14 protein-coding genes are annotated in these 14,545 nt (G+C 60.3%); 7 read left to right on the top strand and 7 right to left on the bottom strand.

The genetic code is table 11. The features are described 5' to 3' along the window. The first annotated feature begins 66 nt into the window (after nucleotides 1-66). On the top strand, nucleotides 67-522 hold the full coding sequence (locus J4E42_RS07415; protein ID WP_192227491.1) for a YaiI/YqxD family protein: 456 nt from the start codon (nucleotides 67-69) through the stop codon (nucleotides 520-522). 129 nt (nucleotides 523-651) lie between these two features. Here the strand turns inward: J4E42_RS07415 and elbB are convergent, their stop codons facing one another. Beyond that, nucleotides 652-1,320, bottom strand: a complete 669-nt coding sequence (elbB, locus tag J4E42_RS07410) for an isoprenoid biosynthesis glyoxalase ElbB (RefSeq protein WP_008024305.1) — start codon at nucleotides 1,318-1,320, stop codon at nucleotides 652-654. Nucleotides 1,321-1,435: 115 nt separating this feature from the next. Here elbB and J4E42_RS07405 point away from each other — a divergent pair, with 115 nt between their 5' ends. Next, nucleotides 1,436-2,671, top strand: coding sequence for a sterol desaturase family protein (locus J4E42_RS07405; RefSeq protein ID WP_207284916.1), 1,236 nt, complete (start codon nucleotides 1,436-1,438; stop codon nucleotides 2,669-2,671). Here J4E42_RS07405 and J4E42_RS07400 read toward each other — a convergent pair. After that, nucleotides 2,652-3,284, bottom strand: a complete 633-nt coding sequence (locus J4E42_RS07400) for a DedA family protein (protein WP_008040674.1) — start codon at nucleotides 3,282-3,284, stop codon at nucleotides 2,652-2,654. The two genes, J4E42_RS07405 and J4E42_RS07400, sit on opposite strands and share 20 nt — an antisense overlap. 208 nt (nucleotides 3,285-3,492) lie before the next feature. Between J4E42_RS07400 and hemB the strand changes: the two genes are divergently transcribed. Together hemB and ppk1 are read left to right on the top strand one after the other, a co-directional pair. Continuing rightward, entirely contained in the window at nucleotides 3,493-4,506 is a 1,014-nt protein-coding gene (hemB, locus tag J4E42_RS07395; protein ID WP_010465043.1) for a porphobilinogen synthase, read from the top strand. Nucleotides 4,507-4,524: 18 nt separating this feature from the next. Further along, nucleotides 4,525-6,747: a polyphosphate kinase 1 gene (gene ppk1, locus J4E42_RS07390; RefSeq protein ID WP_192227494.1), complete on the top strand. Its 2,223-nt coding sequence runs from the start codon at nucleotides 4,525-4,527 to the stop codon at nucleotides 6,745-6,747. Between the two features lie 269 nt (nucleotides 6,748-7,016). Here the strand turns inward: ppk1 and ppx are convergent, their stop codons facing one another. The 5 genes from ppx to J4E42_RS07365 form a co-directional block, all read right to left on the bottom strand. Next, a complete protein-coding gene (ppx, locus tag J4E42_RS07385; RefSeq protein ID WP_008024297.1) occupies nucleotides 7,017-8,519 on the bottom strand; it encodes an exopolyphosphatase in 1,503 nt (500 codons plus the stop codon). A gap of 233 nt (nucleotides 8,520-8,752) precedes the next feature. Next, nucleotides 8,753-9,490, bottom strand: a complete 738-nt coding sequence (locus J4E42_RS07380; protein ID WP_207284915.1) for an amino acid ABC transporter ATP-binding protein — start codon at nucleotides 9,488-9,490, stop codon at nucleotides 8,753-8,755. Beyond that, nucleotides 9,477-10,127, bottom strand: a complete 651-nt coding sequence (locus J4E42_RS07375; protein ID WP_008024293.1) for an amino acid ABC transporter permease — start codon at nucleotides 10,125-10,127, stop codon at nucleotides 9,477-9,479. Before J4E42_RS07375 ends, J4E42_RS07380 begins: the two co-directional genes overlap by 14 nt. Next, nucleotides 10,124-10,792: an amino acid ABC transporter permease gene (locus J4E42_RS07370; RefSeq protein ID WP_207284914.1), complete on the bottom strand. Its 669-nt coding sequence runs from the start codon at nucleotides 10,790-10,792 to the stop codon at nucleotides 10,124-10,126. Before J4E42_RS07370 ends, J4E42_RS07375 begins: the two co-directional genes overlap by 4 nt. 21 nt (nucleotides 10,793-10,813) lie before the next feature. Further along, a complete protein-coding gene (locus J4E42_RS07365; protein ID WP_008024289.1) occupies nucleotides 10,814-11,599 on the bottom strand; it encodes a transporter substrate-binding domain-containing protein in 786 nt (261 codons plus the stop codon). 255 nt (nucleotides 11,600-11,854) lie between these two features. Between J4E42_RS07365 and J4E42_RS07360 the strand changes: the two genes are divergently transcribed. The 3 genes from J4E42_RS07360 to rho all read left to right on the top strand — a co-directional run bounded on the left by J4E42_RS07360 (nucleotide 11,855) and on the right by rho (nucleotide 14,522). Further along, nucleotides 11,855-12,562 carry a FadR/GntR family transcriptional regulator gene (locus tag J4E42_RS07360; protein WP_207284913.1) on the top strand — a complete coding sequence of 236 codons (708 nt, stop codon included), beginning with the start codon at nucleotides 11,855-11,857 and terminating at the stop codon, nucleotides 12,560-12,562. Between the two features lie 120 nt (nucleotides 12,563-12,682). Then, complete coding sequence (gene trxA / locus J4E42_RS07355; protein ID WP_003206727.1) at nucleotides 12,683-13,012, top strand: thioredoxin TrxA; 330 nt, start codon at nucleotides 12,683-12,685, stop codon at nucleotides 13,010-13,012. A gap of 250 nt (nucleotides 13,013-13,262) precedes the next feature. Then, nucleotides 13,263-14,522 carry a transcription termination factor Rho gene (rho, locus tag J4E42_RS07350; RefSeq protein ID WP_007942421.1) on the top strand — a complete coding sequence of 420 codons (1,260 nt, stop codon included), beginning with the start codon at nucleotides 13,263-13,265 and terminating at the stop codon, nucleotides 14,520-14,522. Nucleotides 14,523-14,545: the final 23 nt, after the last annotated feature.

Genomic DNA, 14,545 nt, shown 5'->3' with positions numbered 1-14,545 from the left:
TTTGTGGGCGCGTATAACCTGTAGGAGCGAGGCTTGCCCGCGAAGCTTTTAAAGGGGAAAAATTCTATGCGTGTGTGGATCGATGCCGACGCTTGCCCCCGGGCAGCGAAGGATCTGGTAGTGAAGTTCGCCCTCAAGCGTCAGTTCGAGGTGGTGCTGGTGGCCGGGCAGCCGCAGATCAAGCCGGGGCTGGCGCTGGTGAAGTTGATCGTGGTGCCGAGCGGGCCGGATGCGGCGGACGACTATCTGGTGGAACACGCGGTGCCTGGTGAGCTGGTGATCTGCAGCGATGTGCCGCTGGCGGACCGCTTGGTGAAGAAAGGCGTGGCGGCGCTGGACCCGCGAGGCAAGGAGTTCGACGCGCAGAACATGGGTGATCGGTTGGCGGTGCGCAACCTGTTCACCGACTTGCGTGAACAGGGGCAGATGAGCGGCGGGCCGGCGCCGTTTGGCGAGCGCGAGAAGCAGGCGTTTGCCAATGCGCTGGACCGGATCCTGACGCGGCTGACCCGCAAATCCTGAACCCTGCGTTAACCCCTGTAGGAGCTGGCTTGTCGGATCGCCGCAGCGATAGCAATCGAACAGTCAGCAAATGATGCGCTGAATGTTACGGCCTCATCGCTGGCAAGCCAGCTCCTACAGTAATCCGTGTCAGGCGTCGTTTTCGTGGGTCAGTTCGAGCACGCGGTCGACCAGTTTGTTGATGCCGGACGCTGCTTCGCTGATCGATTGCGCCAGCATGTACGCCGGGGTGCTCACCAGCTTGCGTGCTTTGTCTTCAACGATGTCAGTCACTGCGCAATCCTTGTGAGTGGCGCCCATCTTGTTCATCGCGGCGGCGGTATCGGCGTCATTGCCGATGGTGCAGGTCACGCCCGGTCCATAAATCTTCGCGGCCAGCGCCGGCGAGATGCAGATCAGCCCGACCGGTTTGCCCGCTTCGGCAAACGCCTCGGTCAGGGCGAGAACATCGGGTTGCACGGTGCAGCCAGCGCCTTCGATGGCGAAGTTCGACAGGTTCTTCGCCGCGCCAAAACCACCCGGCACGATCAGCGCATCGAACTCTTCGACGTCAGCTTCGCGAATATCCTTGATGTTGCCCCGGGCGATCCGCGCCGACTCCACCAGCACATTGCGCGACTCGGGCATTTCTTCGCCGGTCAGGTGGTTGATCACGTGCAACTGCGCGATGTTGGGGGCGAAGCACTGCACCTGCGCGCCGCGCTGATCCAGTCGCAGCAAGGTAATCACGCTTTCGTGGATCTCGGCGCCGTCGTAGACGCCACAGCCGGAAAGGATCACTGCAATTTTTTTGCTCATGGGCTTTTCTCCAGATTCATGGCGTTAAATGTCCACTAATTTGTCACTCGTTGCCATAGGTTCAATTCGCGGCTACACCTAGCATCTGTCCTCAAGATTCCGATCAGGGCGCGTCATGGACTTCATTCTGTATGCGGTGCCGTTCTTCTTTGTGCTGATTGCCGTCGAGCTGCTGGCCGACCGTTGGCGCGGGGTCAGCAACTATCGGGTGGCCGACGCGATCAACAGCATCAGCACCGGCGTGCTGTCGACCACCACGGGCCTGTTGACCAAGGGCGTGGGGCTGGTGACCTATGCCTTCGCGCTCAAGCATCTGGCGCTGTTCGAACTCTCTGCCGACAGCGTCTGGGTCTGGGTGTTCGCCTTCGTTCTCTACGACTTCTGCTACTACTGGCTGCATCGCATGGGCCACGAACGCAACATCCTCTGGGCCGCACATTCGGTGCATCACCAGAGCGAGGACTACAACCTCTCCACGGCGTTGCGCCAGACCAGTACCGGTTTCCTGCTGAGCTGGATTTTCTACCTGCCGATGGCGGTACTCGGCGTGCCGCTGCTGGTGTTTGTCAGCGTCGCCGCGCTGAACCTGCTGTATCAATTCTGGGTGCATACCCGGCACATTCCCAAGCTCGGGTGGTTCGAGTGGTTCTTCGTCACGCCATCCAATCATCGGGCCCACCATGCACAGAACGCTCTCTACATGGATCGCAACTACGGCGGGGTGTTCATTATCTGGGACCGTCTGTTTGGCTCGTTCCAGGAAGAAGACGACAACGAACCGGTGATTTTCGGCGTGACCACGCCGCTGGCGAGCTGGAATCCGTTGTGGGCGAACGTGCAGTTCTACGCGCAGCTGTGGGATGACGCGCGACGGGCTGAAAGCACGTGGGACAAGTTGCGGATCTGGTTCATGCGCACCGGTTGGCGGCCAGCGGACGTGGCGGCGAAATACCCGATGAGCAAGCCGGACTTGAGCCAGTTCCGCAAATTCGAAGTGCCGCTGGATGGGCGTCAGCAGATTTATGTGCTGTTGCAGTTCTGCGTCTACATCGCGCTGGGCAGTTACTTGATGAACTTTGAGCCGCACCTGCCGACCGCTGCGCTGGTGCTCGGCTGGAGCGCCGTGGCGCTGGGGTTGTTTACCTTGGGCGTGGCCCTGGAGAATCGCCCGTGGGCGTTGAAGCTGGAGCTGCTGCGGCTGGCGTCGAACGTGCCGCTGGTGTGGCTGGCACCGCTGGTCGGGCTGTGGCCGGCCAGCGCGGTGGGCTGGGTCGGCCTGCTGAGTTACAGCCTGCTCAGCGGAATCGGTCTCTACTGTTGCAGAAACCGTTTCACTCGCTTGGCGTCTTGACCTCGGCGGCCTTGGCCTGTTCGGCTTTCAAGGCCTGCTCTTCGGCATAGACCTGCTTGGCCAGGCGCGCATTCTTGAAGCGGCGACGCAGCCACAAGGCAAAGCCCAGCACCAGCAGGGCGCCGAGTACCCATAGCTCATACTTCTTGACGCTGCCCAGCATGCCTTCGAGCACAGCGCCGAAGTGATAGGCCGCAGCCGCCAGTGCGGCCGCCCAGATCGCGGCGCCGATCCCGTTCAGCAACAAGTAACGTCCCGGCGGATAACCCGACAGGCCGATCGCCACCGGCATCACCGTGCGCAAACCGTAGACAAAACGGAAGCTCAGCACCCAGATGTCCGGGTGCCTGCGAATGTGTTCCAGTGCCCGGTCGCCCATCATCTGCCAGCGAGGCTTGCGCGCCAGCAACTTGCGGCCGTGCTTGCGTCCCAGGAAGTACCACAGCTGGTCGCCGGCATAACTGCCGAAAAACGCCACGACCACCACGATATTGATGTCCATGTATCCACGGAACGCGAGGAAGCCTGCGAGCACCAGGATGGTTTCGCCTTCGAAGAACGTGCCGAGAAAAAGGGCAAAGTAGCCGAAGTCATGCAGAAATTGTTGGAGCATTGTCTGGGTGCTGGCGAAATGAACGCGCAGCCTAACCCTTCGTGCACATTCATGAAAGTGTCCAAATGTGTCTCGACGTGAACATTTCCTACAAGGACAATGGAATGCGACTACGTGTCGCGGGGGTGCACACAACTGTAATACCACGGTCATAATGGCCGCTTATAACTGTCACGCTCGCCCGCCAGCGCGGGCTCAGGAGTCTGCCGTGAGTTTTACCCCCGCCAATCGCTTGTTTCCAGCCACCCGCCTGCGCCGTAACCGCCGTGATGATTTCTCGCGTCGACTGGTTCGTGAAAACGTCCTGACCGTTGATGACCTGATCCTGCCGGTGTTTGTGCTGGACGGTGAAAACCGTCGCGAAGCGGTGGCCTCGATGCCCGGCGTTGAACGCCTGACCATCGACCTGTTGCTGGAAGAAGCGGCCAAGTGGGTTGAACTGGGGATTCCAGCCGTGGCGCTGTTCCCGGTCACGCCACCGGAACTCAAGTCGCTGGACGCCGCCGAAGCGTGGAACCCGAACGGCATTGCCCAGCGCGCCACTCGCGCCCTGCGTGCGCAGTTCCCTGAACTGGGTGTGATCACCGACGTCGCGCTGGACCCGTTCACCACCCACGGTCAGGACGGTATCCTCGACGAAGAAGGCTATGTGCAGAACGACATTACCGTCGACGCACTGGTCAAGCAGGCCCTGTCCCACGCCGAAGCCGGTGCTCAAGTGGTGGCCCCGTCGGACATGATGGACGGTCGCATCCAGGCGATCCGCGAAGCCCTCGAGTTGGCCGATCACGTCAACGTGCGGATCATGGCCTATTCGGCGAAGTACGCCAGCGCCTATTACGGCCCGTTCCGCGATGCGGTGGGTTCGGCGCTGAACCTGGGCAAGGCCAACAAGGCCTCCTATCAGATGGACCCGGCCAACAGCAACGAAGCCCTGCACGAAGTGGCGGCGGACTTGTCAGAAGGCGCAGACATGGTCATGGTCAAGCCAGGCATGCCATATCTGGACATCCTTTACCGGGTCAAAGAAGAATTCAAAGTGCCGACTTTTGTTTATCAGGTCAGCGGTGAATACGCCATGCACATGGCGGCGATCCAGAATGGCTGGTTGAGCGAAGGGGTTATCCTCGAATCCCTGACCGCTTTTAAACGTGCAGGCGCTGATGGCATCCTGACTTACTTTGCCGTACGTGCTGCTCAATTGTTACGAGAGCAAAAATAGCCCTCCCAGGAACATTCGATGAATACCGAAGGACTCACTGAAGTTGCAGTACAAGAGGCTCAACCCGTGGTGGAGCCGATCGCCGAAACCCCGCCGGAGCTGGAGCCTGCTCCGCCTGCGGTAGTGGTCGAAACCGCGCCGGCGGCGCCAGCGATTGTCATTCCGGGCCTGGATGACAGCAGCCTGTACATCCACCGCGAACTCTCGCAACTGCAGTTCAACATCCGCGTGCTGGAACAGGCGCTGGACGAGTCCTATCCGTTGCTGGAACGGCTGAAGTTCCTGCTGATTTTCTCCAGCAACCTGGATGAGTTCTTCGAAATTCGTGTGGCCGGTCTCAAGAAGCAGATCACCTTCGCCCGTGAACAGGCCGGCGCCGATGGTCTGCAACCGCACCAGGCCCTGGCCCGGATCAGTGAGCTGGTGCACGGTTACGTTGACCGCCAGTACGCCATCCTCAACGACATTCTTTTGCCGGAACTGGAGAAGCATCAGGTCCGCTTCATCCGCCGTCGTTACTGGACCACCAAGCTCAAAACCTGGGTTCGCCGTTATTTCCGCGACGAGATCGCGCCGATCATCACCCCGATCGGCCTCGACCCGACGCACCCGTTCCCGTTGCTGGTGAACAAGAGCCTGAACTTCATCGTCGAGCTTGAAGGCATCGACGCCTTCGGTCGCGACTCCGGTCTGGCGATCATCCCGGCCCCGCGTCTGCTGCCGCGAGTGATCAAGGTGCCGGAAGAAGTCGGTGGCCCTGGCGACAACTATGTCTTCCTGTCTTCGATGATTCACGCGCACGCCGATGACTTGTTCCAGGGCATGAAGGTCAAGGGCTGCTACCAGTTCCGCCTGACCCGAAACGCCGACCTTGCCGTCGACACCGAAGACGTGGAAGACCTGGCCCGCGCCCTGCGCGGCGAGTTGTTCTCCCGTCGCTACGGTGACGCGGTGCGTCTGGAAGTGGCCGACACGTGCCCGAAACACCTGTCCGACTACCTGCTCAAGCAGTTCAACCTGCACGAGACCGAGCTGTATCAGGTCAACGGTCCGGTCAACCTGACCCGCCTGTTCAGCATCACCGGCCTCGACAGTCAGCGCGAGCTGCAATACCTGCCGTTCACGCCGCAGATCCCGAAACTGCTGCAGAACAGCGAGAACATTTTCAGTGTGATCAGCAAGCAGGACATTCTGCTGCTGCACCCGTTCGAGTCGTTTACGCCTGTGGTCGATTTGCTGCGTCAGGCGGCGAAAGATCCGCACGTATTGGCGGTGCGTCAGACGCTGTACCGCTCTGGCGCCAACTCGGAAATCGTCGATGCGCTGGTGGATGCGGCGCGTAACGGCAAGGAAGTCACCGCGGTGATCGAATTGCGCGCGCGGTTCGACGAAGAGTCCAACCTGCAACTGGCCAGCCGTCTGCAAGCGGCCGGTGCGGTGGTGATCTACGGCGTGGTCGGCTTCAAGACCCACGCCAAGATGATGCTGATCCTGCGTCGCGAAGCCGGCGAGATTGTGCGTTACGCCCACTTGGGTACCGGCAACTACCACGCGGCCAACGCCCGTCTGTACACCGACTACAGCCTGCTGACCTCCGACGACGCCCTGTGCGAAGACGTCGGCAAATTGTTCAGCCAGCTGATCGGCATGGGTAAAACCCTGCGCATGAAGAAGCTGTTGCACGCGCCGTTTACCCTGAAGAAGGGCATGCTCGACATGATTGCCCGGGAGACGCAGTTCGCCCTCGACGGCAAACCGGCGCACATCATCGCCAAGTTCAACTCGCTGACCGATCCGAAGATCATCCGCGCGCTGTACAAGGCCAGCCAGTCCGGCGTGCGCATCGATCTGGTGGTGCGCGGCATGTGCTGCCTGCGTCCGGGAATCGCCGGGGTTTCGCACAACATCCACGTGCGCTCGATCATCGGCCGCTTCCTGGAACACACCCGGGTCTTCTACTTCCTCAATGGCGGTGAAGAGCAGATGTTCCTCTCCAGTGCCGACTGGATGGAACGCAACCTCGACAAGCGCGTCGAGACTTGCTTCCCGGTGGAAGGCAAGAAGCTGATCATGCGGGTCAAGAAAGAGCTGGAGCTTTATCTCACCGATAACACTCACAGCTGGAGCCTGCAGGCGGACGGTCGTTACATCCGCAACACGCCGACCGGCAACCAAAACCCGCGCAGTGCGCAGGCCACGTTGCTGGAGCGGTTGGGCAGCCCGATTCTGGCGGTGCGTTAACCTTCACACGGCATAAAAAAATGGCGATCCCTGCGGATCGCCATTTTTGTTTCCACCACAACCCCCTGTAGGAGCACGGCTTGCCGGCGAAGGCGTCAGTGAGATCGCCATCGTCGGAACGCCGCCCGCAGCAAGCCGGCTCCTACAGGTGTCGCCTGAGCACACAGACCCGTAGGAGCACGGCTTGCCCGCGAAGGCGTCCTCGAAATCGCCTTCGCCGGCAAGCCGTGCTCCTACAGAACCGTGTACGGCGAGCGTTTTTCGGGGTGTTACCGGACGTTGAGCACGAAACCCACACGCGTCAGCCATTCAGCTTCCAGCGCAAAGTCAGCCTGAGTCAGCTGGTTGTCGTCCAGCCAGTTTTCCGGGAACAACACCTCCAGGCTGTCACCATTGGCGTGCAGCGCCACTTGAGGCATTTCCTGGGTGCCGCGGATGTGATGGAACAGGATCGCAAAGCGCAGCAGCACACACAGGCGAATCAGCTTGATGCCTTCGTCGCCAAAATCGGCAAACCGGTCCCGGGGAATATTGCGGCGGTGGCCACGCACCAGGAGCGCGAGCATCAGTTGGTCTTCGCGGGAGAACCCGGCGAGGTCCGAGTGCTCGATCAGGTACGAGCCGTGCTTGTGATACTGATAGTGAGCGATGTCCAGGCCCACTTCATGGACCTTGGCAGCCCAGCCGAGCAGTTCGCGCCAGACGCCGTCGTCCAGCTCCCAATCCTCCGCCACCTGATCGAACGCATGCAGTGCCTTGCGCTCGACCCGTGCCGCTTGCTCCAGATCGACGTGATAGCGCTCCATCAGCGAGCTGAGCGTGCGCTCACGGACGTCTTCATGATGGTGACGGCCCAACAGGTCATAGAGCACGCCTTCGCGCAGTGCGCCTTCGCAGTGGTCCATGCGTTGCAGTTCGAGGGCGTCGAAGATCGCTTCGAGAATCGCCAGGCCCGCCGGGAAAATCGCCCGACGGTCAGGCTTGATGCCTTCGAAGTCGATTTTCTCGACATCACCGAGTTTGATCAGCTTGCGCTTGAGCCACGCCAGGCCTTGGGCGTTGACCTCGCCCGTACCGTGACCGCCGGCTTTCAGCGCCAGGCCGATCGCGCGGATGGTGCCCGAGGAGCCGATGGCTTCGTCCCAGGTCAGGCGATGCAGGGCGTGTTCGATGCTCATGATCTCCAGCCGCGCCGCCGTGTACGCCTGGGCGTAGCGGGCCGGGGTGATCTTGCCGTCCTTGAAATAACGCTGGGTGTAGCTGACGCAGCCCATTTGCAGGCTTTCGCGCAGCAGCGGCTCGAAGCGCTGGCCGATAATGAATTCGGTACTGCCGCCGCCAATGTCGGCCACCAGGCGTTTGCCCGGCGTATCGGCGAGGGTGTGCGACACGCCGAGGTAGATCAGGCGCGCTTCTTCACGACCGGAGATGACTTCCACCGGGTGGCCGAGAATTTCTTCGGCGCGGCGGATGAATTCGACGCGGTTACGAGCTTCGCGCAAGGCGTTGGTGCCCACGATCCGCACGGCGCCGGGCGGCATACCGCTGATCAGTTGGGCAAAACGCTTCAGGCAATCGAGCCCGCGCTGCATGGATTCTTCGTTGAGGTGGCGCTCTTCGTCGATGCCGGCGGCCAGCTGAACCTTCTCCCCGAGACGCTCGAGAATACGGATTTCGCCGTTCTGGGCCTTGGCCACGACCATGTGAAAGCTGTTGGAGCCCAGGTCGATTGCGGCGATCAGGGACAGATTCTTGGCTTGGGATTGCGGCATGGTCAGGGGGTCTCGGTCGATAACCTCGACATCGTGCCACGATCAAACGCTGACGCCAACGCGTAGCGTTCAAAGCCTTGATCCTGAGCAGGAAAGAGTAGTGATCTCGCAGACGCCTTCGCGGGCAAGCCTCGCTCCTACAGGTTGGCGGTGGGTGAATGTTCCGCGAACAGCCTGAATCTGTAGGAGCGAGGCTTGCCCGCGAAGGCGACATAACAGCCACTGAAGGTCTTTCAGGCTGTCGACTCGACCGTCCCGATAAAATTCGCCAGCTCCGCCGTCTGCGGGTTCGCGAACAGAATCTTCGGATCCCCGACCTCATGCACCTTCCCCTGATGCATGAACACCAACTTGTCCCCAACCTCCCGGGCAAAGCGCATTTCATGGGTGACCATGATCAGCGTCATGCCCTCCTTGGCCAGTTGTCGAACCACGCTCAGCACCTCATTGACCAGTTCCGGGTCCAGCGCCGAAGTGATCTCGTCGCACAGCAACACCTTCGGCGACATCGCCAGCGCCCGGGCAATCGCCACGCGCTGCTGCTGCCCGCCGGACAGCCGATCCGGGAACGCATCAAACTTCTCGCCCAACCCGACCCGTTCCAGCATCTCCCGCGCCAACTCCACCGCTCTGGCCTTGGGCACTTTTTGCACCACTTGCGGCGCGAGCATCACGTTTTCGCCCACCGTCAGGTGCGGGAACAGGTTGAACTGCTGAAACACCATCCCGACTTTCTGCCGCAGGCTGCGTAAATCGGCGCGCGCGGCATCGAGGTATTCGCCGTCGACTTCGATCACGCCGTCGTTGATCGACTCCAGGCCGTTCAGCGTGCGCAACAAGGTCGATTTGCCCGAGCCGCTGCGGCCGATGATCGCCACCACCTGGCCTTCCTCGACGCTGAGGTCGATGCCTTTGAGTACATGGTGGTCGCCGTAATATTTATGCAGGGCGGAAATTCTAAGCAGAGGCATGCAGTCTCCTTTCCAGGTAGCGCGCACTGAGGGACAAGGGGTAGCAGAGCAGGAAGTAGCCGAGGGCGACGAGGCCGTAGACCATGAACGGTTCGAAGGTCGCGTTGGCGAGCATCCCGCCGGTCTTGGTCAGTTCGGTGAAGCCGATGATCGAGGTCACGGCGGTGCCTTTGACCACTTGCACCGAAAAACCCACGGTCGGCGCCACGGCGATGCGCAACGCTTGCGGCAGGATCACGTAGCGCAGTTGCTCCAGCGGGTTGAGCGCCAGGCTCGACGAAGCTTCCCACTGACCGTTGGGGATCGAATCCACGCAGCCGCGCCAGATCTCCGCCAGGTAAGCGCTGGTAAACAGGGTCAGGGCAATCGCCGCCGCCATCCACGCCGAGATTTCCACCCCGGCCAGCGCCACCCCGAAAAACACCAGGAACAACTGCATCAGCAGCGGCGTGCCCTGGAACAGCTCGATGTAGGTGCGTGCAACGTTGCGCGGCAGGGCATTTTTCGAAATGCGCATGACCATGATCAGCAACCCGATCAACCCGCCGCCGATAAACGCCACCAGCGACAGCGCCAGCGTCCATTGTAGGCCTGTGAGCAAGTTGCGCACGATGTCCCAGAACGTGAAATCGCTCATTGGCTGCTCCTTGCTATGTAACGACGACCGATCCAGTTCAGCAATTGGCGGATCAATAAAGCCATGCACAGATAAAGCAGCGTGGTCAGGGCGTAGGTTTCAAAAGCGCGGAAGTTGCGCGACTGAATGAAGTTGGCGGCAAAGCTCAGCTCTTCAGTGGCGATCTGCGAACAGACCGCCGAGCCGAGCATCACGATGATGATCTGGCTGCTCAGCGCCGGCCACACCTTGCCCAGCGCTGGTAGCAGGACCACATGGCGGAAGGCTTCGAACCGGGTCATCGCCAATGCCGCTGCGGCTTCAAGTTGCCCGCGAGGGATCGCTTGAATGCCGGCGCGGATGATCTCGGTCGAATAAGCGCCGAGGTTGATCACCATCGCCAGCACCGCCGCCTGCCATTCGGAAATCTGCACGCCCAGCGATGGCAAACCGAAGAAGATGAAAAACAACTGCACCAGGAACGGCGTGTTGCGGATCAACTCGACGTAAACCCCGAAGATCGCCGAGAACGGGCGGATATTCCACGCCCGCACCAGCGCGCCGACAATGCCCAGACCGACGCCGAGCACCGCACCGATGGCCGTCAGTTCCAGAGTGAACAGCGCACCGCGCACGAGCAGGTCGGTGTTTTGCACCACCGGCAGAAAGTCGAACTGATAGGCCATATCAAATCTCCCGAGGGACGATCAGAGATCGGCCGGCAGCGGCTCTTTCAGCCAGGTCTGTGAGTTTTTTTCCAGTGCGCCGTCAGTCTTGGCGGTGGCGAGGATCTGGTTGACCTTGCCCAGCAACGCCGGCTCGTTCTTGTTTACGCCGACGTAGACCGGCGAATCCTTGAGCTTCACTTTCAGCGCGGGCACGCGTTTCGGGCTTTTCTCGCTGATCGCGACCATCACCACGTTGCCGCTGGCGATCAGGTCAACCTGTCCGGCGAGGTAGGCTGCGATGGTCGAGTTGTTGTCTTCGAAGCGCTTGATGGTGACGCCTTCGGGGGCGACTTTGGTCAGTTCGATGTCTTCGATGGCGCCACGGGTGACGCTGATGGTTTTGCCCTTGAGGTCGTCCAGGCCTTTGATGGCGGCATCCGGCGGGCCGAACACCGCGAGGTAGAACGGCGCGTAGGCGCTGGAGAAATCGATGACTTTCTCGCGCTCGGGGTTCTTGCCGAGGCTGGAGATCACCAGATCGACCTTGCCGGTGGTCAGGAACGGGATGCGGTTGGTGCTGTTGACCGGCGTCAGTTCAAGCTTGACCTTGAGTTGGTCGGCCAGCAGTTTGGCGGTGTCGATATCGAGGCCGCGGGGTTTCATGTCCGGGCCGACCGAGCCGAATGGCGGGAAGTCCTGAGGCACGGCAACCTTGAGGACGCCGCGTTTGACCACATCCTCCAGACCGTCGGCGTGGGCGGGCACCTGGCTCAGCAGCAGGCTGGCGAACAGGGAAGCGAGGAGGGCGCTGTAACGCAGGGTCATGGCAAATCTCCGGATCGGCGAGGAATGATTTCTGCGGATCGACAGAGCACGGGCCATGCCAACATTGGGTTTTTGCCGTGCCAAGCCACGGTTTTACTGGTGTTGTTCGGTCTTACTGGTCTGAACAGTCGGTCTGTGTTTCGCACTCTGATAGCGCATCGTCGGTCATTACCGAACCCCGGTGGGGCACGACTTGCCGGGCGCCGCGAATAGCTTTAAAACTAGCCGCTCATTCGCCTGGTTCGTCCGAAAACCATGAATTCGATTTCCCGAGCTGTACCTGAAGTGGCGCTGCAAGCCATCCGCAAACTGATCGCCGAACAAGGTTTCGGGCCGGGGGATGCCTTGCCTTCGCAGCGGGATCTGGCGGTGCAATTGGGGGTCAGTCGGGCGTCGTTGCGCGAGGCGTTGTCGTCGCTGAGTGCCTTGGGCGTGATCAGCATTCAGCCGGGCAAAGGCGTTTTCGTGCAGGCGCCGGTGGACTTGCCTCGCCAGGATGCGGCGCTGAGCTGGCCGTTCGCGGCACAGGCATCACCGCTGGATATCTTCCAGTTGCGCTATGCCCTGGAAGGTTTTGCCGCCGGGCTGGCCGCCGTGACGTTGAGCACCGATGAGCTCGATACTTTGGAGGACAACGTCGCTGCGATGCGCAATGAACTGAAGGTGGGTGACTTCGAGGCGGCGGCGCGCCTGGACTTCGAGTTTCACCGGCGCATCCTGCTGGCCAGCGGTAATCAGGCGATGCTGAGCATCCTGACGGCCAGCGCCGACATTTTCCTGGAGAGCCAGAAGCTACCGTTCATCCGGGCCGAACGGGCCATGGAAACCTGGCACGAGCACCGCAAAATCCTCCGTGCACTGGCCCGGCGTTCGTCCGGCGCGGCGCAGAAGGCCATGCACGAACATGTGCGCAACGCTGCCCTGCGCACCGGAATTGCCTTCGTCTCTCCCGCCACATCCTGACTTGAGCTATACCCAAACTCATGCACCACCATAGTGAGACTCAATCATCTGCACCTTCCTGAACGAGGGAAGGGCGGCTATGATGGGCCACGTTTTTTTGCTTACAACCTGGAGACTTCCATGAGCAGCGATCTTATCAAACACGTTAGCGACGCTAGCTTCGAGGCCGACGTACTCAAGGCCGAAGGCGCTGTACTGGTCGACTACTGGGCTGAGTGGTGCGGCCCTTGCAAAATGATCGCTCCTGTTCTGGACGAGATTGCTGAAACCTACAAAGGCAAGCTTACCGTTGCCAAACTGAACATCGACGAAAACCAGGAAACCCCGGCCAAGCATGGCGTGCGTGGTATCCCGACCCTGATGCTGTTCAAGAACGGCAACGTTGAAGCGACCAAGGTCGGCGCACTGTCGAAGTCGCAACTGGCTGCTTTCCTCGACGCCAACATCTAAGCGTCGTTTGTAAAGTGTCCGAAAAAAGGCCCCGCATATTGCGGGGCTTTTTCGTTATTGAGGGCTAGACGCTCCGAAACTCAGGTGTTACATTCGGCCCCGCACTGGTTTCTCCACTGCCCCCTGCTAGCCGTCGCCGACGCACTCCTTTTCGAATAAGTACGCGATCCTGTCGCCTTCTCCGCGGCGCGGCCTCATTAAGCCAAAAGCTTAATTTCCCCCCCTCCATAAATGATTACGTCATTCCTATATGAATCTGACTGAACTCAAGCAAAAGCCGATTACCGAACTGCTCGAATTGGCCGAACAGATGGGCATAGAAAATATGGCCCGTTCGCGCAAGCAGGACGTGATTTTCTCCCTGCTCAAAAAGCACGCTAAAAGCGGCGAGGAAATCTCCGGTGATGGCGTGCTGGAGATTCTCCAGGACGGCTTCGGCTTCCTGCGCTCCGCTGACGCTTCCTATCTCGCCGGCCCGGACGATATCTACGTCTCGCCGAGCCAGATCCGCCGTTTCAACTTGCGCACCGGTGACACCATCGTTGGCAAGATCCGCCCTCCAAAGGAAGGCGAGCGTTATTTCGCGCTGCTCAAGGTCGACACGATCAACTACGATCGTCCCGAGAACGCGAAAAACAAGATTCTCTTCGAGAACCTGACCCCGCTGTTCCCGACTGTGCGCATGAAGATGGAAGCCGGCAACGGTTCCACCGAAGACTTGACCGGTCGTGTCATCGACCTGTGCGCCCCGATCGGTAAAGGCCAGCGCGGTCTGATCGTTGCACCGCCGAAAGCCGGTAAAACGATCATGCTGCAGAACATTGCGGCGAACATCGCACGTAACAACCCTGAAGTTCATCTGATCGTATTGCTGATCGACGAACGTCCGGAAGAAGTAACCGAAATGCAGCGCACCGTGCGCGGCGAAGTGGTTGCCTCGACGTTCGACGAGCCGCCAACCCGCCACGTGCAGGTTGCCGAAATGGTGATCGAGAAGGCCAAGCGCCTGGTCGAACACAAGAAAGACGTGGTGATCCTGCTCGACTCCATCACCCGTCTGGCTCGCGCCTACAACACCGTGATCCCGAGCTCCGGCAAAGTGCTCACCGGTGGTGTCGATGCTCACGCCCTGGAGAAACCGAAACGTTTCTTCGGTGCCGCGCGGAACATCGAAGAAGGCGGTTCGCTGACCATCATCGCCACCGCGCTGGTTGAAACCGGCTCGAAGATGGACGAAGTGATCTACGAAGAATTCAAAGGCACGGGCAACATGGAACTGCCGCTGGATCGCCGTATCGCTGAAAAACGCGTCTTCCCGGCCATCAACATCAACCGTTCCGGCACCCGCCGCGAAGAGTTGCTGACAGCCGACGACGAGTTGCAGCGCATGTGGATCCTGCGCAAGTTGCTGCACCCGATGGACGAGATCGCTGCCATCGAGTTCCTGGTCGACAAGCTGAAAACGACCAAGACCAACGATGAGTTCTTCCTGTCGATGAAACGCAAGTAAGTCGATAGACCAGCAAAAGCCGG

The sequence above is a fragment of the Pseudomonas sp. FW300-N2A2 genome (genome assembly GCF_017351735.1).
GTDB lineage: Bacteria > Pseudomonadota > Gammaproteobacteria > Pseudomonadales > Pseudomonadaceae > Aquipseudomonas > Aquipseudomonas migulae.
The sequence above is the reverse complement of the archived record's forward strand: the minus strand, read 5'-3'. Positions and strand labels throughout refer to the sequence as shown.

Coding starts and splice junctions, on each gene's coding strand:
- J4E42_RS07415 (WP_192227491.1), top strand. CDS start 67: ATGCGTGTGTGGATCGATGCCGACGCTTGCCCCCGGGCAGCGAAGGAT.
- elbB (WP_008024305.1), bottom strand. CDS start 1,320: ATGAGCAAAAAAATTGCAGTGATCCTTTCCGGCTGTGGCGTCTACGAC.
- J4E42_RS07405 (WP_207284916.1), top strand. CDS start 1,436: ATGGACTTCATTCTGTATGCGGTGCCGTTCTTCTTTGTGCTGATTGCC.
- J4E42_RS07400 (WP_008040674.1), bottom strand. CDS start 3,284: ATGCTCCAACAATTTCTGCATGACTTCGGCTACTTTGCCCTTTTTCTC.
- ppk1 (WP_192227494.1), top strand. CDS start 4,525: ATGAATACCGAAGGACTCACTGAAGTTGCAGTACAAGAGGCTCAACCC.
- ppx (WP_008024297.1), bottom strand. CDS start 8,519: ATGCCGCAATCCCAAGCCAAGAATCTGTCCCTGATCGCCGCAATCGAC.
- J4E42_RS07380 (WP_207284915.1), bottom strand. CDS start 9,490: ATGCCTCTGCTTAGAATTTCCGCCCTGCATAAATATTACGGCGACCAC.
- J4E42_RS07375 (WP_008024293.1), bottom strand. CDS start 10,127: ATGAGCGATTTCACGTTCTGGGACATCGTGCGCAACTTGCTCACAGGC.
- J4E42_RS07370 (WP_207284914.1), bottom strand. CDS start 10,792: ATGGCCTATCAGTTCGACTTTCTGCCGGTGGTGCAAAACACCGACCTG.
- J4E42_RS07365 (WP_008024289.1), bottom strand. CDS start 11,599: ATGACCCTGCGTTACAGCGCCCTCCTCGCTTCCCTGTTCGCCAGCCTG.
- J4E42_RS07360 (WP_207284913.1), top strand. CDS start 11,855: ATGAATTCGATTTCCCGAGCTGTACCTGAAGTGGCGCTGCAAGCCATC.
- trxA (WP_003206727.1), top strand. CDS start 12,683: ATGAGCAGCGATCTTATCAAACACGTTAGCGACGCTAGCTTCGAGGCC.
- rho (WP_007942421.1), top strand. CDS start 13,263: ATGAATCTGACTGAACTCAAGCAAAAGCCGATTACCGAACTGCTCGAA.